Origin of the sequence: Pseudomonas sp. TKO26 (genome assembly GCF_003225665.1) — a bacterium.
In the GTDB taxonomy this organism is placed as follows: Bacteria; Pseudomonadota; Gammaproteobacteria; order Pseudomonadales; family Pseudomonadaceae; genus Aquipseudomonas; species Aquipseudomonas saponiphila.
The window spans coordinates 99,770-119,341 of sequence record NZ_QKLN01000019.1 but is presented as its reverse complement, the minus strand read 5'-3'; the positions used below and the strand labels follow the sequence as shown (position 1 = coordinate 119,341).

At 61.5% G+C, this 19,572-nt stretch carries 13 protein-coding genes and 1 pseudogene; 4 read left to right on the top strand and 10 right to left on the bottom strand.

The window, feature by feature from the left end; translation table 11 throughout:
* The 4 genes from DNK59_RS22785 to DNK59_RS22770 all read right to left on the bottom strand — a co-directional run.
* A partial coding sequence (locus DNK59_RS22785; protein WP_146249989.1) for an endonuclease/exonuclease/phosphatase family protein occupies nucleotides 1-1,277 on the bottom strand: 1,277 nt, incomplete at its 3' end.
* The gene (locus tag DNK59_RS22780; protein WP_110724717.1) at nucleotides 1,274-4,831 is read right to left on the bottom strand and encodes a hypothetical protein; all 3,558 of its coding nucleotides are present in this window, start codon (nucleotides 4,829-4,831) and stop codon (nucleotides 1,274-1,276) included. The genes DNK59_RS22780 and DNK59_RS22785, both read right to left, overlap by 4 nt.
* A gap of 2 nt (nucleotides 4,832-4,833) precedes the next feature.
* Entirely contained in the window at nucleotides 4,834-5,751 is a 918-nt protein-coding gene (locus DNK59_RS22775; RefSeq protein WP_146249930.1) for a hypothetical protein, read from the bottom strand.
* Between the two features lie 92 nt (nucleotides 5,752-5,843).
* Nucleotides 5,844-6,179: a hypothetical protein gene (locus DNK59_RS22770; RefSeq protein WP_110724715.1), complete on the bottom strand. Its 336-nt coding sequence runs from the start codon at nucleotides 6,177-6,179 to the stop codon at nucleotides 5,844-5,846.
* Nucleotides 6,180-6,720: 541 nt separating this feature from the next.
* Between DNK59_RS22770 and DNK59_RS22765 the strand changes: the two genes are divergently transcribed.
* The 4 genes from DNK59_RS22765 to copD all read left to right on the top strand — a co-directional run bounded on the left by DNK59_RS22765 (nucleotide 6,721) and on the right by copD (nucleotide 10,865).
* On the top strand, nucleotides 6,721-8,580 hold the full coding sequence (locus DNK59_RS22765) for a copper resistance system multicopper oxidase (protein WP_110724714.1): 1,860 nt from the start codon (nucleotides 6,721-6,723) through the stop codon (nucleotides 8,578-8,580).
* Between the two features lie 10 nt (nucleotides 8,581-8,590).
* Entirely contained in the window at nucleotides 8,591-9,469 is an 879-nt protein-coding gene (locus tag DNK59_RS22760; RefSeq protein WP_110724713.1) for a copper resistance protein B, read from the top strand.
* Nucleotides 9,470-9,539: 70 nt separating this feature from the next.
* On the top strand, nucleotides 9,540-9,923 hold the full coding sequence (copC, locus tag DNK59_RS22755; RefSeq protein ID WP_110724712.1) for a copper homeostasis periplasmic binding protein CopC: 384 nt from the start codon (nucleotides 9,540-9,542) through the stop codon (nucleotides 9,921-9,923).
* A 3-nt stretch (nucleotides 9,924-9,926) separates the two neighbouring features.
* Nucleotides 9,927-10,865 (top strand): copper homeostasis membrane protein CopD, encoded by a 939-nt coding sequence (gene copD / locus DNK59_RS22750; RefSeq protein ID WP_110724711.1) that lies wholly within the window; start codon nucleotides 9,927-9,929, stop codon nucleotides 10,863-10,865.
* Nucleotides 10,866-11,053: 188 nt separating this feature from the next.
* Here copD and DNK59_RS22745 read toward each other — a convergent pair.
* The 6 genes and pseudogenes from DNK59_RS22745 to DNK59_RS22720 form a co-directional block, all read right to left on the bottom strand.
* A pseudogene (locus DNK59_RS22745) lies at nucleotides 11,054-11,423 on the bottom strand (IS3 family transposase); the annotation flags it as partial.
* 33 nt (nucleotides 11,424-11,456) lie between these two features.
* Complete coding sequence (locus DNK59_RS22740) at nucleotides 11,457-11,978, bottom strand: transcriptional regulator (protein ID WP_110724710.1); 522 nt, start codon at nucleotides 11,976-11,978, stop codon at nucleotides 11,457-11,459.
* Nucleotides 11,979-12,018: 40 nt separating this feature from the next.
* Entirely contained in the window at nucleotides 12,019-14,331 is a 2,313-nt protein-coding gene (locus DNK59_RS22735; RefSeq protein WP_110724709.1) for a PqiB family protein, read from the bottom strand.
* Entirely contained in the window at nucleotides 14,324-14,944 is a 621-nt protein-coding gene (locus DNK59_RS22730; RefSeq protein WP_110724708.1) for a paraquat-inducible protein A, read from the bottom strand. The genes DNK59_RS22735 and DNK59_RS22730 overlap by 8 nt, the downstream gene beginning before the upstream one ends.
* Nucleotides 14,945-15,001: 57 nt before the next feature.
* Nucleotides 15,002-16,435 carry an efflux transporter outer membrane subunit gene (locus DNK59_RS22725; protein ID WP_110724707.1) on the bottom strand — a complete coding sequence of 478 codons (1,434 nt, stop codon included), beginning with the start codon at nucleotides 16,433-16,435 and terminating at the stop codon, nucleotides 15,002-15,004.
* Between the two features lie 5 nt (nucleotides 16,436-16,440).
* Nucleotides 16,441-19,572, bottom strand: coding sequence for an efflux RND transporter permease subunit (locus tag DNK59_RS22720; protein WP_110724706.1), 3,132 nt, complete (start codon nucleotides 19,570-19,572; stop codon nucleotides 16,441-16,443).

Genomic DNA, 19,572 nt, shown 5'->3' with positions numbered 1-19,572 from the left:
TCCAACAGCAGCAGCCTGTATTCCATCGACAACATCCTGGTGCGCGGCGGCGCCTGGAAATCGCTGGCCATGGCCACCAGGCCCATGGGCGCACCGCCAGGAGCGGGGTTGACCACATTCAGCGGTACGCCGACCACGCTGTTGGCAATGGTGAAATTGCCCGCCGCGCCGCCGCGCACCAGGATGTTGTCGATGGAATACAGGCTGCTGCTGTTGGACGAGCCGATATAGCGGTACCCCGGATAGGGGACGGCCCCGGCATTGGTCGACCAGAAAATGCTCGCGTTGCGACTGCGCAGGTGGGTGGCGAAGTAGCCGGTGTAGGCCTCCAGCGCCGGCGGTGGAGCCAGGGCCGGCGCCTGCAGTTGCAGGCCGTAGCCCAGGGCAGTGAGGGCAGCGTAGCGCCCGGGATCGTTGCCGTTCTGGCTCAGCAGGTTGACGTTGAAGTCGCCGGTGATGATCCGGGTTTCCAGTGCCCCCAGGGCGGCGGCGATGTCGCGCACATTGGCCAGGGCGTTGAGGTAGGCATTGGCCGCGACATATTGCGGCGGCGAGTGGATGGCGAACAGCGTGAGGTTGCGCTGCACCACTACTGGCGGGCCGTCGACGGTTTCGCAGAAGGTCACCATGTAGGGGTCGCGCAAGCCGCCGTAGTTGATCGCGGCGCCGGCGTTGTCGACGAACGCGACCCGCGCCGCGCAGCGGCTCTCGTCGAGATTGCCCGGGTTCAGCGCCGTGGGCGGGATGGCCCGGTGGGGCACGCTGAAGCAGGTCTGGGCCTTCAGCATCGGGTAGTCGCCAGCAGCCGGTGGGGCCGCTATGTGGGGGTTGAAGCTGATGCCGTTGCCCGCCGGCGACCAGGCGTTGGGGCCGGTGAACAGGCGCTTGCCCGCTGCCACGCCGCCGCCCGCCGGGATCACCGGTTTGTAGAACACCGCGACGCCTTCGGCGCGTCCGGCCTGGCCGACCACCAGGGGCGGCACCAGGTTCCACGGCACACCCGTCAGGTTGCGGATGCGCTGCAGCAGTTCGGCGCAGCCCTGCCAGCCGCCGGTGGGGGAGATCAGCGACCCGGGGCCGTGGCTCGGTCCGCTGGAGGTCTCGACCACGATGAAGATGTCCGGGTTGAACGCGGTGATATGGGCGAGGATCAGGGCCAGCCGGTCGGCGGCGTCCAGGTCGGGAACGAAGGCGCCGTTGCGATCGCGCTTGGTGCTCAGCGGGCGGATCTTGTTGTAGCCGAAGCTCTCGATGTTCCAGTACAGGACCCGAGTCATGGCGTCACCTCCGAAGGGCCGGTCAATGCCGGTTGCGTGGGCCCGTCCGACTCCAGCTGCAGCAGGCTGGCGGCCTTGCTCTGCGGGTCTTTGACGTAGGCGGCGTACCAGCCCAGGCTGCCGGAGGACTGCGGGTCGCCGAACAGGAAGAACTGCAGGGTGGCGCCCGGCGGCAACTTGGCGATGCCGAGGATCTTGATGCCGATATCGGTCAGTTGCAGGTTGAAGAACCTGGCCTGGGGGTCGGTCTGACCGGGGATGGTCTGGTACAGCAGTTTGATCGGCCCGGTGGAGACCTTGATGATGCCCTGCAGGGAAAACACGCTGGCCGACGGCGCGGCGCCGGGCAGGCTGAGACCGACAAACAGCATCGGGCTGGTGTCGCCACTCTTGCTGCCGGGCGACCAGGCGATCAGCAGGTCGGACTCGAAACCGGTGCCCGACACCAGGGCCCCGGGGGAGCCCATGGTGACCTTGTAGACGATGCCCGACCAGGCGCCCGACAGCGCCTTGAGCGCGAGGTTCTCCGGCAGCACTGGAAGGAAGCCATAGTCCGCGGGCTTTTTCTGCGCTGGTGCCTGGATGAACTGCTTGAGCTGCAGGGTGAAGCCCTTGTACAGACTCTGTCCGCGCACCTGGCTGGTGGCCGGGTCGAACCCGAGGTTGTCGGGGTTGAAGGCAAAACCCACGGCATTGGGCGTGGCGCTGGGAAAGGCCATGGCGATTTCCAGGTTGGTGTAGGCCAGGCCCTGGTTGCTCGGGCTGCCATCGGCACTGCCGAAGGACAGCAGGTCGAATGGCCCGTCCGAGGTCTTGAGCAGGGTGAAATCCAGCTTGCCCCACAGCAGGAAGCGGCTGGCGGTGGTGAGCCCGCCGTCCGGGCTGCCCAGGGTGTTGAACTGAATGCGGTTGACCGAGGCGGCCGGCAGCACGTTGCTGTCGAGGTTGAACAGGTAGCTCTGGCTCTGCTCGAACACGTAGGTGGTGGTGTCGTTCTGTTGCAGGGCGCTGCCGTCGAGCACCATGGCGTTCACTGCGCTGGGCTGGCCGGCGCGCAGGGTGGCCTGGATCGGCGAGCCGAACAGCAGGTCCAGGCTCAGCTGGATGCGACTGTTGAAGGTCACCAGTCGGGACTGGCGGAACAGTGCCTGCAGCTGCAGGACACTGAAGGCATAACCGTTGCTGGTGCTCAGGGCCACCGGCATGTCCGGAGCCGCGCCATTGGCCTGGGCCTGCTCATAGGCGGGGTTCAGGTAGTCGATCAGGCCGAACAGGGTGGAGATGCCCTGGATATCCAGGGTGTTGCCCTGTTGGCTGATGCGGCTGACACTGGCGCCAAAATGGTGGGCCAGGAAGCGGCTGTAGTCGATGCCGGCGGCGATGCCTGCCAGCTGCTCAGGCAGGCTGTCCAGGGGCAGGTCGGCGTTGAGCACCATGAAACCGTTCCAGCCCGGATCGCTGACCAGGGCGACGAAGTCGGCGTAGAGGCTGTCGGGGCCGGCCGCGGCCTTGCGCTCGGCGTCAGCGATGAAGTCCTGCAGCCACTGGGACAGGCCGGTGTAGGCCAGGGTTTCCAGGCCCGGCGCCAGGTCCGCGCTCTTCGAGAACGTCTCGGGCATGGTCCAGCGATTGGGGTTGTCGATGCGCTCCTTCAGGCTGCCAGCGCAGTACTTCATGATCAGCACATTGCGGTAGCTGGTGGTTTGCACGCCGACGCCGATGTTGGCGATAAAGCGCCAGTCGGCGATGTCCATGCGGTTGCTGAAGCTTGCGCCCTGGGTGAAGAACGGCAGCGGATTGACCCCGACCAGAAACAGCTGGTTGGTCTGCAGGGCCTCGTGCAGGGCCTCGCCGGGGTGCACGAAGGCAAAGTCCAGCGGTCCTTGGGTGGACAGCGAGCGAGCCAGCAGCACCTTGGCGTAGCCGATGCCGTCGGCGTCCAGGTCCACCAGCAGGCCTTGCGGGGTGGTCGCCCGATCGGGTTGTGCCGCCTCGCTGGTCAGCAGCCGTTGCAGGCGCCGAGCCCGCGCGGCTTGTTTGCCCGGCAGGGTCGCGGCACTGATCAGGCTCTTGCGCGAGGCGGCGAGGATCTCGCTTTCGAATTGGGTCAGGTTGAGGCTGGCATTGCTGCTCACCCCCGCGTAGGGCACCAGCGGGAAGGCGAACCCGGCGTCCTGGGGCAGCGGGGTGCTCGGCGCGGCCGGGGCCAGTAGCGGTGTGGCGCCGTTGTTGCGGCTCTGGCCATAGAGCGGGCTGCCGTCGGGCTGGGCGCTGTAGGCCGGGGTGGAGGTGCCGGCCACCAGGCTGCACCAGGAGGTGTGGTGCTCGCCGTTCAGCAGGGCGCTGACCGCGCCACTGGTGGGCGTGACCAGCGTGCTGGCCTGGAACGGAAACACCGGGGCATAGGCCGGTTGCGCCGCCAGCATGCGCAAGCGGTCGTTCTCCTGCGAGCTCAAGGAAGCGGCGTAGGGGCTAAAGCTCAGCCATTCGGTGCCGAAGATCCCGCATAACAGGTTCGGCCCGGCGCTGGCGACCGGCAGGCTCAAGCCGAAGTCGCCGGCCAGGGTCAGGCTGTAGCTGCCGCCTTGGGCGCTGAACACCAGGCTGGCGGCATAGGGCCGGGGCCAACCGTTGGCGTCCAGGCCATTGAGCGGGATCAGGCTGATCGGGTTGCCGGCGGTACTGCGCCACTGGCTGGGCAACGCGGTAGTGCCGGTGTTGGCGAAGCTGATGGCGGTGCGGATCAGACCGGCGGCCAGTTGCGCCGCGGCGATGTTCTGATTGAGCGGGTCCAGCGGGTCGAGTACGCCACCCATGGTCAGTTTGGCGGGCATGCCGTTGGGGTTGAACACCGGGTAATTGAGCACACTCTTGCCGCCTGCGGTGTTGGCCACATAGGTAAAGCCGGTCTGGAAATACTTGAGGGCGGGCTGGCTGCTGTAGGTCAAGGCGTAGGTCAGGCTGCCGGCCTGATTGCCGTCCAGGGGCACGTAGGCCAGCGGCTGTTGCGGCGGTGTCAGTTGCAGGCCGCTGTCGGCCTGCAGCTTGTCGCTCAAGCCCATGGTGATGCCGGTATTGGATTTCAGGCGCAGGGCGTTGAAGTCCGGGTCGTATTTGACGTAGGTGCCGAAGTTGACGAAGAACGTCAGACGATCGCCGAGCCGCAGGTTGAGGTTGTTCTGCACCTGGCTGGGGGCCGTCACGCTGATGCGCAGGCCGTAGCTATTGAAGGCCTGGGGCGCTGGCAGACTGGAGCCGGGCAACCAGAGCAGGGCGCGGCCGACGAAGTTGCGCTGGTCGACGGCGTACAGAAAGTCGTACAGGGCGTTGACGAATGCCGTGGGATCGCTGCGCAGGGCGGCTGGCTCGCTGGGGGCGAACAGGTAATGGCCGGCATTCTTGTCGAAGGCATCGGCCGGGCTCAGGCTGGCCGGCAGGCTGCCGGGCGCGGTGCCCTTGGGCATGACATAACCGCGCCAGCCATAGCCACTGGCATCCGGCAGGGCATAGGCGGCGCTGTGGGCGATCTGCTGGTAGTCGGACGTGCTGGTCATGTCTATCCCCTGCAATTGTCGGCGCGGCCACGGATCCACGACCAGTCGGCGACACTGCCGACGTAGTGGTTCGGTGGGTTGTGACCGGACTGGAAAGTGCCATCCAGGCTGAGCTGCCCTTGCTGCTCCTGGGTGGCGGGACGAAAGTCCAGGAGTCCACCCTCGATGCGCACCGGTCCGACGCTGGACTGCCGCAGGCTCACCGGGGTGGCGGTGGCCATGAGGGTGTAGCTGTCGATCAGATCGCTGGCGTAATAGAAACTCACCTGGGCGGTCAGCGCGTTGCTGCTGTCGGCCTTGTAGGGGTCCAGCAGTTCCACGATCACCTGCAGGTCCGGCAGCAAGGGCTGGCGGTAGCGGGCCAGGACACTGGTGGTCGGGCTCTGCCAGCGGATCAGGTCGCCACGATAGGCCTGGGTCACGGGTGTGCCGCTGTCACGCAGGTTCTCGATGGTGAAGTCGGCCAGCAGGTGCGAAGTGTTGGGGGGCGCGCAGAAGAAGGCACCCAGGCTGCCCCAGACCCGCTGGCCATCACCGTTGGCCAGATCGAAGTCGGCAGTGGGCGCGGCGGCGGTCATGGTCAAGCCGGTCAGGGCGGCGTTGCCCAGGGAAACCTGGGCATTGACCCGGGCTTCGTTGCCGTCTATCTGCAGCACGAACATCACTGGACCGACCTGACGATTGACTTTCATCCCGGGCAGCAGCACCGGCCCGGGCACGCAAGGTTCGCCGGAGGAGGGCGAGAGGTCGACGCAATCCACTGCGGGCGAGGTTGCAACGGTGCTGGAAAGGGTCTGGTAGTGACTGCCGGACACCGCTGGCGCACGGCTGCCGGTGGTCATCAGCCACGCTGCAGTCGCCAGGATCGCGCCGAGGGTTGCCCAGAGAATCCGGGTGTAGAGCATCCGTTGCCTGGTCACGCGAGGGTACCGTCCATGTCCCGTATTGCATGAAGCGAAGCCGGCGCCATGCCGGCTTCGCAAATGGGCTCCGGCCTAGGAGCCTGAGTCGATCACGATAGGGTGAAGGTCCCGATGTTGGTGTTGTTGAAGGGTGTTTCCGAGCCGCTGTCGACAATCACCCCGGTGAACAGGATGCTGAACGCCGAGCCCACGTTCTGCAGTTTGACCTGAGCACCCTTGCGCAGGATGACCGGGCCGGCGGAGGAGTCTTCGCTAAGCGTCTGAACGGTTGCGGTGTTGTTGACCTGGGTGGCCCACAGCAGGTTGTTCTGATAGCTGAAGGTCACTTTGGTGGTCTGGTTGGGGTCGCCGTTGTAGGTCGCGGTGGACTGGCTGTTGATGGTCAGGGGGGTGGTGACGGTGTTTACCGAGGTGAAGGCGTTCATGTTGAATATCCTTTTCGTGTGTTGGGCATGATTCAGCTGGCTGAACCGGATGAGAGTCTAGGTGTGCTTGTTCGTCTGTCGAGGTCGCTGACCAAGCGTTCGAAAGGCGTTTTTGGCCCTCTGGCGATGCTCAGGACACACCGCGTTTAGCACTGTAAACCGCATAACTTAAAGGCTCTTGGCCTGAATGCGAGTTAGAGGAAGGAGGCCTCTAATAGCGTTTTGTTATCACTGTTAATGCAAAATAGTCGGTCACTCCCGAGTTTCTTTTCGACACGCAGGGGCAGGGTGTAACTCCAACTAAGCCGACAGTTTCGGGACTAGGAAATACGCGGGAAAGAAGCTTCAGGATTAACTCAACTAAATGGTGATTTAGTTGAGTTGGGAATAGAACCGGGCAAAACCGGGGGCAGGGGCGACATGCCAGGGCAGGGGGCCAAGCTGTCCAAACTGTAATTTGCCACTCAGGTTTCTGAAAGGCATCGCTACTTAACATCCTCGCCGAGCCAACCACTCAACCTCTGAATGGACACGAATCGGCATGCAATCCAAAACTTCAAGACGAACCTTCGTCAAGGGCCTGGCCGCAGGTGGCATTCTCAGTGGTCTGGGACTATGGCGCAGCCCGGTCTGGGCTATCACCAGCCCAGGTCAACCGAATGTTCTGGCCGGTACGGAGTTCGATCTGTTCATCGGCGAAAGCCCGGTCAATATAACGGGTAACCCGCGCACCGCCATGATGATTAACGGCGGGATTCCTGGACCCTTACTGCGCTGGCGAGAAGGCGACACGGTGACCCTGCGGGTGAAGAATCGCCTGAATGACACTACGTCCATTCACTGGCATGGCATTTTGCTGCCGGCCAACATGGACGGCGTTCCGGGACTCAGCTTTGATGGCATCGAGCCGGATGGCATGTATGTCTACACATTCAAGGTCAAGCAAAACGGTACTTATTGGTACCACAGCCATTCGGGTCTTCAGGAACAATCCGGCGTCTATGGTCCCTTGGTGATTGACGCCAAAGAGCCTGAGCCTTTCCAGTACGACCGTGACTACGTGGTGATGCTGACAGACTGGACGGATGAAGATCCCGTCACGCTGATGAAAAAGCTAAAAAAGCAGTCGGATTACTACAACTACCACAAGCGCACGCTGGGTAACTTCATCCAGGATGTCAGCGAGAAGGGTTGGGCTTCGACCGTCGCCGATCGCAAGATGTGGGCCGAGATGAAGATGAATCCTACCGATCTCGCCGATGTCAGCGGTGCGACCTACACCTATTTGATGAACGGCCAGGCGCCGGCTATGAATTGGACTGGGGTTTTCCGGCCGGGAGAACGCATCCGCCTGCGCTTCATCAACGGCTCGGCCATGACTTATTTCGACGTTCGCATCCCCGGCCTGAAAATGACGGTGGTGGCCTCGGACGGTCAGCATGTCAAACCGGTGAGCGTCGATGAGTTCCGTATTGCGGTCGCCGAGACCTTCGACGTGATCGTCGAGCCGACTCAAGAGGCTTACACACTATTCGCGCAATCAATGGATCGGACAGGTTATGCGCGAGGAACCCTGGCGGCGCGGGCGGGATTGTCGGCACCTGTGCCTGCGCTCGATCCTCGGCCGCTTCTGACCATGGACGACATGGGCATGGGGGGAATGGACCACGGTGGCATGGCTGGCATGGGCGATATGGCTGGCATGGACCATGAAAAAATGACCGGGATGGTCGAGGGCTCGATGCAAGGCATGTCCGGCATGGACGGTGGCGCGATGCAGGGCATGGACAACATGCCCGGGACAGATCACAGCAAAATGGCCGGCATGGACCATGGCGCGATGCAAGGCATGGGCGATATGGCCGGCATGGGGGCAATGCAGTCCCATCCTGAATCAGAAAAAAACAATCCACTGATCGACATGCAGGCGATGAGTGCTTCGCCAAAGCTGAACGATCCGGGGATTGGCCTCAGAAATAACGGCCGGCGGGTTTTGACCTATTCCGACCTGAGAAGCACATTCCAGGATCCGGACGGGCGCGAACCGAGTCGCACGATCGAGCTTCACCTCACCGGCCACATGGAAAAATTCGCCTGGTCCTTTAATGGCGTGAAGTTCGCCGATGCCGAGCCAGTACGGTTGAAGTACGGCGAACGGATCAGGGTGGTGTTGGTCAACGACACGATGATGACTCACCCGATCCATCTCCATGGCATGTGGAGCGATCTGGAGGACGAGAACGGCCAGTTCATGGTCCGCAAGCACACGATCGATATGCCGCCCGGCTCAAAGCGCAGCTATCGGGTAACTGCTGACGCGCTTGGCCGCTGGGCCTATCACTGCCATCTCCTGTACCACATGGAAATGGGGATGTTTCGTGAAGTACGTGTGCAAGAGTGAGGACTGACTGATGACCGCTAATTTTTGTCCCCCCCGCATCTGCTTGGCGCTACTTGTCTCCGGTTTCACGCTTGGGCAGCTCCCTTCGGCATTGGCTGATGCCAGCCAGATGCAGAGCATGGACCATAGCCAAATGCAGGGCATGGACCAGGGGCAGATGCAGTCGGCTGCAAGCCAAAGCCGTACCCCCATCCCTGCACTGACGGATGCCGATCGAGCCGCTGTGTACGCCAGCCCAGGCGGCCATAGGGTTCACGACAGCGCCATTAATTCTTACTTCCTGATGGACAAGTTGGAGTGGCAAAACGCGGACGACGGCAGCGCACTCGTCTGGGACGCAAAGGGGTGGATCGGAGGTGACATCGATCGATTGTGGTTACGCTCGGAGGGCGAGCGAACCAATGGCAAGACGGAAAAAGCGGAAGTTCAGGCGCTGTGGGGGCACGCAATCAGCCCATGGTGGGATTTGGTCGGTGGCGTGCGGCAAGATCTCAAGCCTGGCGACCCTCAAACCTGGGCGGCGTTTGGGCTTCAAGGATTGGCGCTTTACAACTTTGACGCCGAAGCGACCGCCTTCATTGGCGAGAATGGGCAGAGCGCGGCACGCCTTGAAGGCGACTACGACATCTTGTTGACCAATCGCTTGATTCTCCAACCTACGGCCGAGTTCAACTTCTACGGGAAGAACGACCCCCAGCGCGGCGTCGGTTCAGGACTTTCCGAAAGCGAGTTGGGCTTGCGGCTGCGATATGAAATTCGTCGCGAATTCGCACCTTACATCGGTGTGACGTGGAACCGCTCCTATGGAAAGACCGCGGACTATGCCAGGGATGAAGGTGTGGACCAGAGTGAGGCACGCCTCGTTCTCGGTGTTCGCCTGTGGTTTTAACCGCCACTGATCACTCGAACTTACTCCAACCAAACCTCGAATCAACAGCTCGCGCTGTGAGGAGTCTTGCATGTCATTTGTCAAAACTACCGCGGTAACTATCGCTCTTTCTGCTGGACTGCTGATGAGCGCATTCGCAGAAGCTCATCCGAAGCTGGTGTCCTCAACGCCTGCGGACGGTGCTGACGGAGCGGCGCCGGCCAGGATTGAGCTGCATTTCTCGGAGAACCTGACGACCCAGTTTTCCGGAGCCAAGCTGATCATGACCGACATGCCTGGCATGCCGAACTCTCCAATGGGGGTCAAGGCGGGTGTTTCAGGCGGTAGCGATCCAAAGACGATGATCATCACCCCGGCATCTTCTCTCACCACGGGAACTTACAAAGTCGAGTGGCGCGCCGTGTCCTCGGACACTCACCCTGTAACCGGCAAAATAACGTTCAAAGTGAAGTGATTCATGAGCGACTCAATCAACATTGCACTTCGTTTTGCCCTGTATACGGACCTGATGCTGTTGTTCGGTTTAGCGGTATTTGGTTTGTATAGCCTTCGAGGCCAAGAACGAGCATCGGGTGCTGTTTTGAATTTCGAGTCGCTGCTGGTGGGGGCAGCGGCTCTTGGTGTACTGCTGTCTCTCGCGGCCATGCTCATATTGGCCAAGGCCATGAGCGGTGTCTCCGATTTTGCAGAACTTCATCACCATATCTTCGAGATGGTGGTGATGGGAACCGACGTTGGCCTTACGTGGATTGTGCGCATCGCTGCGCTCGTTCTCGCTTGCGTAGCGGCGGCGTTCAACAAGAGGTGGCCGACAGGAAGCCTGTGGGTCGTGACGTTTTGCGGGGGGATTGCGCTGGCGACGCTTGCCTGGACCGGTCATGGCGCCATGGATGAAGGTACTCGAGGCTACTGGCATTTTACGACCGACATCTTCCACTTGCTGGCGGCAGGAGGTTGGCTAGGGGCGTTGACGGCATTCGGTCTGTTATTACGCCTGAAGAGGCTACAAGACGAACACCTGGTTCGCGTACTTGCACGGGCATTGATCGGATTTGAATCTGCCGGCACCGTGATCGTGGTAGTGATCGTCGTGACAGGGGTTGTCAACTACCTGTTTATCGCGGGGCCTAACGTCGACGATGTCATCCGCAATACATACGGCATTCTTCTGAGTCTGAAATTAGCCTTGTTCGCGGTCATGGTGGCGCTGGCCGCCTTGAATCGCTTTCATCTCAGTCCGTTTTTGCAGCGGTCGGTCCAGGCGGGACAGTACGCGGTGGCTGCAAACGCTCTGCGGCGTAGCATGGTCGTGGAGCTTTCAGCCGCAATGGTTATTGTGGGGCTGGTGGCATGGCTGGGGACGCTCAGTCCGGAGGCGGAAATGGCATTCGAATAGCGATTCGACAATCGCCATGGGCAGGGCTAAATCCCAAGAGATGAATCTATCTGTTGGGCGGGACGAGTCCTGACGGGTAGTCGGTCGTGCCAATGCCAAACGCGGTTTCGCAATCGACGTTGGGAGCTGCTGAGCGCACCTTATTATTTTACGCATAATGTATATTATGTTAAATAAACGATGGCGCTATGACGACCACGATCCCCACCGACCTCGCACAGATCATCATGGATTTTGCGATAGCCATACACTCCGCCACTCTCCAGCCATGAATGCTTAATCAAACCCAGCAATCGCTGATCATCTTTAGCGCGTACAGATTGCTGGGATGAACTTTCAGCGTCAGGCAAAGCCGTCGAATCGAATAGTCGCCCGCGCGCTGCTTGAAAAAGGCGTACTTCAGCCGCACTCCTTGGCAAAGTACGCAGCGACTTTTTTAATATGTCTCGCTCTTTCGTGACGCGTTTGAGTTCCGCTCGCAGACGACGCAATTCAGCCATCGTCCTGCTGCCGTTCTTCTTGAGGTTTGCTGTAGCGCTTTATCCAGGCACAGAGGCTGCGCAGCAAAAATTAACCTACGGCCCTATAGGCTTACATGCGATTCAGAGAGGTTCCAACCAGAGGAATACGCTGCCCGGTCTCCAGCATCTCTACGGCATCGAGTTGCTCTTCAATTTGTAGAAACCGCATAGCAACCACCGAGGACATTTTTTCAGAAACCTCATCGATATAACGGTTCAAAAGTATTTGCCGTTTTATCTGCAGTGTCTTGTACATCTTGATCATCTTAGAGGCATCCTCATTGGTGACCACTCCGGAGCCATAGGCTCGCCCATACTCAAGCAACAGCTGGAACGTCTCCCTATTCAAACCATCCATTTCATTGCGATAGAGGGCATAGATTGGCCAAAAGGTTTCGGCCTGCTGGCTATCGAGTCCCATGTTGGCTCCCACCACACGTTTGCGTTTGTAATTGATCGTCTCGATCTGGTTGCTGATTTTCTCCTTGTGATCGCTCATCACCTGTTCCACTGAAGGCAGTGGTTCCTCGGCATGGGCGGCAAGGCCGAAGCCAGCGGCGAAAAGAGCAGCACACAACAGGCGCCTGGACATGGAGTAATTCCTCTTACATTGAGTTGAAAATAATGCGCGCTTACTGCGCGGGTTCCTTGAGCGGAATCTTCGGTGCCCACTGGAGCCATTGTTCGTCGACGGCATCGAACAGGGCGAAGGTCTGCCCCGGCCTGGCCGCTTCGCCCATTTGTCCGTTGTCTGGCGTGGCGAACGCGATGCCGCCGGCGACCATGGCTTCCAGCGACTCGGTGCGCACCGAAACGCCCTTGAACAAACCGGCCTCGATACCGACGCCGCTGGCATTCCAGAAGCGGCTGCCGGTACGCACCAGCGGCATGTAGCGCGGCTCGATGAGGATACTGATCAGCACCCGGTCCGCCTGCTGGCCCAGGTTCAGGTCGATGACCTTGCCCACCGGTATCTTGCGATAGGTCACCGGGCTGCCGAGCTTGATCGAGCCCTTGTCCGGAGCGCTCAGGGTAAGCCGCAGGCCGTTGCTGCTCCCGAGCAGGTTCGGCGCCTCGACCAGGGTCTGGAAGCGTGTCTGACGCTCGCCCGGGCGATTGCTGGCCAGGGCCTCGATGTAGGGACCACTGACCAGGGTGCCGAGATTTTCCGTGCGTAACAGTCCCAGTGCCGGCCTTACGACCCAGAAGCGCGTGCCGCTGCGGGCGAACTGCTCGCCATTGGCCCCCAGGCGCGCCTTGAGCAACACCCCGGACAGGTCACTCTTCAAGTCGATGCCTTCAACCTTGCCGATCACCAATCCCTTGAACCGAATCGGCGTCCCTTCGCGCAGACCCTCGGCGTCTTCGACGCTCAGCTGGATCTCCACGCCCCGGGCCATGGCCGCCTCTTCGCTGTCATAGAGGGCGAAGCGGCAATCCTTGCCCGAGGACGGCGCCTTGGGGTCCAGGGTGTCGAAGGAAATACCGCCATTGATCAAGGTCTGCAGCGACTCGCTCTTGACCTTGACCCCGGTGAAGTCGCCGCTCAGGGTCACGCCGCTGGCGTTCCAGAAGCGCGTGGAACTGTTCACCAGGCGCGCATGCTCGGGCTCGATATGCACGCCGATCATCACTTGCTGGTTGTCCGCCGACAGCTGGTAGCTCTGCACGCTGCCGACACGGATCTGCCGGTAGAGCACCGGCGCCCCGACCTCCAGCGAACCGCGCCGGTCACTGGTCAGCACCAGGTGCAGGCCCGGTACGTTCGTGTCCATGGGCGGCGCCTTGGGGCGGGCGCTGAATTCCCGGCGCGGCGCCCCGCTCTTGGCAAAACGCACGGCGATGTAGTTGCCCTTGACCAGGGCATCCAGGCCAGTGATCCCAGCCAGCGAGATATTCGGCTTCACGGTCCAGAACTCGGTGCCCTCCAGCAGCAGGGCCTCGACCCGCGGGTCCATCGCCAGCTCGGCGGTGGCACCACTGAAGTCCTGGTTCATGTCGACGGTCTTGACCAGGCCGACCTGTACGCCGTTGTATATCACCGGCGTCTGCCCGGGCTGGATGTCGCTGAGGTCCTTCATCTTCAGCTTCACCCGCAAACCGACCTGGGCCGCGTCGTAGTCCTCATACAGGCGGAACGGCTTGGTCGGGTCGGTGGGCGGGCTGTCGCGATAGTTATCTGGAGTGGCGAAGGCAATACCGCCTGCGGCCAGGGTCAGCAGCGATTCGCTGCGCACCTTGAAGCCCGACAGGCCGCCGGAAATCGAAATGCCGCTGGCGTTCCAAAAACGCGTTTTCTTGCGTACCAGATCGGCATAGGCCGGCTCGATGTGCACCTTGATTTCGATGGTGCGCTGGTCCTCACCAAGCTGAAAGCTCTTCACCTGGCCCACCAGGATCTGCTTGTAGAACACCGGGCTGCCCTGCTCCAGGGAACCCAGCCGGTCGGCCTTGAGGGTGATGTGCAGGCCAGGAACCTTCTCCGACATCGATGGAGGCTCCTTCAGGGCGGTATACGCCCTCACCCCTTGGTCACCCTTGTCGCCCTTTGCCGGGTCCACCGCGATGTAAACCCCGGAGACCAGGGTTTCCAGCCCGGTCACCCCCGCCAGAGACACCCGCGGTTTGACCAGCCAGAAATGGGTGTCTTCATTCAGGTACTTCTGGGTGTCCTTGCTCAACTCGATGGAGGCGACCACTCCCTTGATGTCCTCGCTGACGCTCAAGTCCACCACCTTGCCGACCGAAATACCCTTGTACAGCACCTCGGTCTTCTTGGCCTGGATGCCGTCGCCGCTCTCGAAGCGGACCTGGATGACCGGGCCGGCCTCGTCATAGGCGCGCCAGGCCAGCCAGGCGCCAATGACCAGGGCTAGCAATGGCAGGATCCAGATCGCCGACCAGTTGCTGGTCTGGTGTTTTTTCGGAGCAGGCAAGTCACTCATTTTCATTGTCCAAGTTAGTGTTGTCCCATATCAGCCGGGGGTCGAAAGTCACTGCTGCCAGCATGGTCAGCACCACTACGCTGGCAAAGGCGGCAGCGCCAAGGTTGGCCTCGATGCGCGCTAGGCTGCCAAAGTTCACCAGCGCCACCAGGATGGCGATGACGAAGATGTCGAGCATCGACCAGCGCCCTACCCACTCGATGAAGCGATACATGATGATCCGCTGGCGAGCGGACATCGGCTGGTGGCGCTGCACCGAATAAAGCAGCAGCGCGATACCCACCAGCTTGAAGGTCGGCACAACGATGCTCGCCACGAAGACCACCAGGGCGATGGGGATCATCCCCAACTGCAGCAGGCTAACCACGCCGCTCATGATGGTGGCCGGCGCGCCCTTGCCGAAGACGCTGACGGTCATGATCGGCAACAGGTTGGCGGGGATGTACAAAATCATCGACGTGATCAGCAAGGCCCAAGTGCGCCTGATGCTGTTCGGGCGGCGCGCATGCAATACCGCACTGCAGCGACTGCAGCGCGGTGATTGCTCCTGGCTGGCCGGGTTGAGTTGATGACATTCACCGCAGACCCAAATACCTGCATCAATTGCCCGCATCGTTACCACCCTCAAGTGATGCTCGCTGAATTGACCTCGGCAGCATCAACCTCTTGTTCAGAGCCGGTCCTGGCGTTGTGCCAATTGCGGGTCCTGGTTGTTCTTCCAGCCACCGCCCAGGGAACGGAACAGGTCCACCAGGGCGATCTGCCGTTGAGTGCTGACTTCGATGAACGCCGTCTCGTTGGCGAAGTTGTTGCGCTGGGCGTCCAGGTAACGCAGATGGCTGTCGATGCCGCCTTCGTAACGAGCCTTGGCCAACTTCAGCGATTCGTTGCTGGTGTTGGCCAGGGCCCGGCGTGCCTGCTCCTCGCGGCGCAGGGTATCGGTGGCCGCCAGGGCATCGGCCACTTCACGGAACGCGTTCTGGATCGTGCCCTCGTAGGCCGCCACCGCCGAATCCTTGCGCGCCTCGGCCAGGCTCAGCCCGGCGCGGTTGCGCCCGCCATCGAAGATCGGCAGCGACAGGGTCGGGATGAAGCTCCAGGAGCGCGAGCCGCCATCGAACAGGCCAGACATTTGTGCGCTGGACGTGCCGAAGCTGCCGGTCAAGGTGACCCGCGGGAAGAACGCTGCCCGCGCAGCGCCGATATCGGCATTGCGCGCTTGCAGGCGGTGTTCGGCGGCCAGGATGTCCGGGCGGCGCTCGATCAGCGACGACGGCGAGCCCGCGGCGATGTCTTGCACCAGTAGCGGCTGCTCCGACAGCTTCTCGGGAATCGCCTTGGCCGCATCGGCGGTGCCCAGCAACAGCACCAGGGCATTGAACGCCTGTTGCTTCTGGCGCAGGGCGGCCTCCTCGTCGGCCCGGGACTGTTCCACCAGGCCCAGGGCTTCCTGGTAGTCCAGTGCGGTGGCGTTACCTACCGCACGGTGCTGGCTGATCAGGGCGAAGGAGTATTCGCGGCTGACCAGGGTCTGCTGGGTCAGGGCCAGGCGGCGCTGGGCGCCGTCATGGGTCAGGTAGGCCTGGGTGACCTCGGCGATCAGCGCGATGCGTGCCGAGCGCCCCGCCTCCTCGGTGGCCAGGTATTGCTGCAAGGCCGCATCGCTGAGGCTCTTGACCCGGCCGAACAGGTCGACTTCGTATTCTGGCAACGACAGGCCGACCTGGTAGGTGCTGGCCACGCCGGCCCGGCCACTGCTGGAAAGGTCCGACGGCAGGTGCTGGCGGTTACCCGAGGCCCCGGCGTTCAACCCAGGGATCCGGTCCGCCCGCTGGATGCGGTACTGTGCCCGGGCCTGCTCGATGTCCAGCAGGGTCTGGCGCAGCGAACGGTTGTTGTCCAGGGCGGTACCGACCAGCTTGCGCAACTGCGGATCGACAATGAAGCTCTGCCAATCCAGCTCGCTGGCCTGCCGCCCCTGCTGGGCGGACGCGCCGCTCCAGCTATCGGCGAACGGCGCCGCCGGGCGCTCGTAGGTCGGAGCCATGGAGCAGCCCCCAAGGGCCAGGGCGATCAGCAGCGCCGATATAGTAAAGGTACGCATGCTGATCACTCCTGGGTCAGGGCTGGTTGTTCGGTGGCAGGCCGTTTGGTACGCAGTAACGACAGCAACCAGACGAAGCAGATCGGCACGAAAATCACCCCCAGCAAGGTGGCGCTAAGCATCCCGCCGATCACGCCGGTACCGATGGCGCGCTGGCTGGCCGCACCGGCACCGGTGGCGATGGCCAGGGGCACCACGCCGAGGATGAAGGCCATGGACGTCATGATGATCGGACGGAAGCGCAGGCGAGCGGCCTCGATGGCGGCATCACGCAGGCTATAGCCCTTCCCCCACAGTTCCTTGGCGAACTCGACGATGAGGATCGCTTTCTCCGCCGACAGGCCGATGATGGTGATCAGGCCGCCCTTGAAGTACACGTCGTGGGGCATGCCCACGACCATTACCGCCAGTACCGCACCCACCGCGCCGATCGGTACGATCAGCATCACCGACAGCGGGATCGACCAGCTCTCGTAGAGGGCCACCAGCAACAGGAACACCACCAGGATCGCCAGGGCGAACAGGCCCGATGCCTGGCCGGCAGAAACCTTCTCCTGGTAGGACAGGCCGGTCCACTCGTAGCCGATACCCTTGGGCAGTTGCGATGCCAGTTGCTCCAGCTCGGCCATGGCCTGGCCGGTGCTGTAGCCCGGGCCTGCGTCACCGACGATACGGATCGACGGATAGCCGTTGTAGCGCACCAGTTGCACCGGCCCCTCCTCCCACTTGCTGGTCACGAAGGCACTGAGGGGGACCTGGTCGCCCTTGTTGTTGGGTACATAGAGTTTGAGCACGCTTTCCGGGGTCATCCGCGCGCCCTGCTCGGCCTGGATCACAACCCGTTGCTGGCGACCAGCGTTGGTGAAGTCGTTGATCACATTGGAACCGAAGGCCGAGGACAGGGTGGAGCTAATGCTCTCGAAGTTGACGCCTTGGGCCCGGGCTTTTTCGCGGTCGATCACCAGGCGCAATTGCGGGGCCTCGGCCAAGCCTTCCATCATCCCGTAGAGGAATTTCGGGTTGCCGTTGACTTGGCCCAGCAGCGTATCCCGAGCTTGCAGCAAGGCCTCGCGACCCAAACCACCACGGTCCATCAAGCGCAGGGCGAAACCACCAGAGTTACCCAAGCCATTGATCGGTGGTGGCGAAACCGCCATGACGGTACCGTCGTCGGAGATGGCGAAATGCTCGTTCAGGGCCGCTACTTCAGCCATGGCCGATTGATGCGCATCGCGTTCGGACCAATCCCTAAATGTCGGGAAAGCCAACGCCGCATTATCACCTTGGCCAGAAAAGCTGAAGCCCGAAATCACGAATGCCGAGGAGACGGCCTCACGGGACTTGAGATAGGTTTCCAGCTGTTCACCGGTGGCGTTCGTGCGCGCACGGCTGGCGCCGGGTGGTAGCTGCACATCAACCAACATGTAACCCAGGTCTTCAGTGGGCACAAAAGCTTCCGGTAATCGCAGGTAGCTGTAACCGAGCAGCGCGACAATACCGCCGTAGATCAGCATGAAACGCCCGGCACGTTTGACCAACGCGCCATTGAGTGCTGAGTAGCGCTCCGTAACATGAACAAAACCACGGTTGAAGGCACCGAAGAAACCGCGCTTTTCGTGATGGCCTTCAGGGATCGGCTTGAGCAGCGTGGCGCACAGGGCCGGGGTGAAGGTCAGGGCCAGGAAGCCGGAGAACAGGATCGAGATTGCCAGGGATACCGAGAACTGCTGGTAGATGACACCCACCGAACCGCTCATGAACGCCAGCGGCATGAACACCGCGGACAGCACTAGGGTGATCCCGACGATGGCCCCCGACACCTGCTTCATCGCCTTGATCGTGGCTTCGGTCGGCGACAGGCCCTCCTCGGCCATGATCCGCTCGACGTTCTCCACCACCACGATGGCGTCGTCCACCAGGATGCCGATGGCCAGCACCATGCCGAACATGGTCATCATGTTCACCGAGAAGCCCAGCAGGTACATCACGCCCAGGGTACCGAGCAGACACACTGGCACCACGATGGATGGAATCAGGGTGTAGCGCACGTTCTGCAGGAACAGGAACATCACCAGGAACACCAGGACCATGGCTTCAAGCAGGGTATGGATCACCTTCTCGATGGCCACGTCGACGAAACGCGAGGTGTCGTAGGGTACGGAGTACTGCACATCACTAGGGAAGAACTGTGACAGTTCGGCCAGGCGTTGTTTGACCAACGTCGCCGTCTGAATCGCATTGGCGCCCGGCGATAACTGAATCGCACCACCGACTGCCGGAGTACCATCCAGGCGTGAGGAAATGTTGTAGTTTTCCTGGCCTAACTCCAGACGTGCGACGTCGGCAAGCTTGACCATGGAGCCGTCCTGATTGGCCCGCAGGACAATCTCAGCAAACTCCTGCGGATTGTCCAGAACCCCCTTGACCGCCAAGGTCGCAGTCAATTCCTGGGCACTGTCGCCCGGTGTGCTGCCGAAGGCACCGGCCGGAACCTGCACGTTCTGTCCACGGATGGCGCTGCTCACGTCTTCGATGGACAAGCCATAACCCACCAGCTTCTGTGGATCGATCCAGACCCGCATCGCCGCTTCGGAAGAGAAGAACTGTAACTTGCCGACGCCGGGCAAGCGGCGCAGTTCGTTGTTGATGTTACGTGCGGCGTAATCACCGAGAGCAATGGTATCGCCGCGCTCGGCACCTTCCTTGTAATTCAGGGCGTAGATCAACAGGAAGCCGGCGCTGGTCTGCTCGACCTGCAAGCCCTGGGTGAGTACGGCCTGGGGCATGCGCGCCTCGGCTTTCTTCAGGCGGTTCTGTACATCAACCTGGGCCAGGTCAGGATCGGTACCAGGTTCAAATGTAACGACGATTTCGGCGGTACCGTTGGAGTTGTTGGTCGACTCGAAATAGAGCAAACCCTTAGTGCCGTTGAGTGACTCCTCAAGAATGCTGGTCACCGACTCCACCAGTACCTTGGCCGAAGCCCCCGGATACGTGGCTGTAACCGTGATCTGCGGTGGTGCAACGTTAGGGTATTGGGCCACCGGTAACTTGGAGATAACTAGCAACCCGAACAGTGAGATGAACAGCGCGACCACCCAAGCAAAGTTAGGACGCCTGATGAAAAAATTCGACAT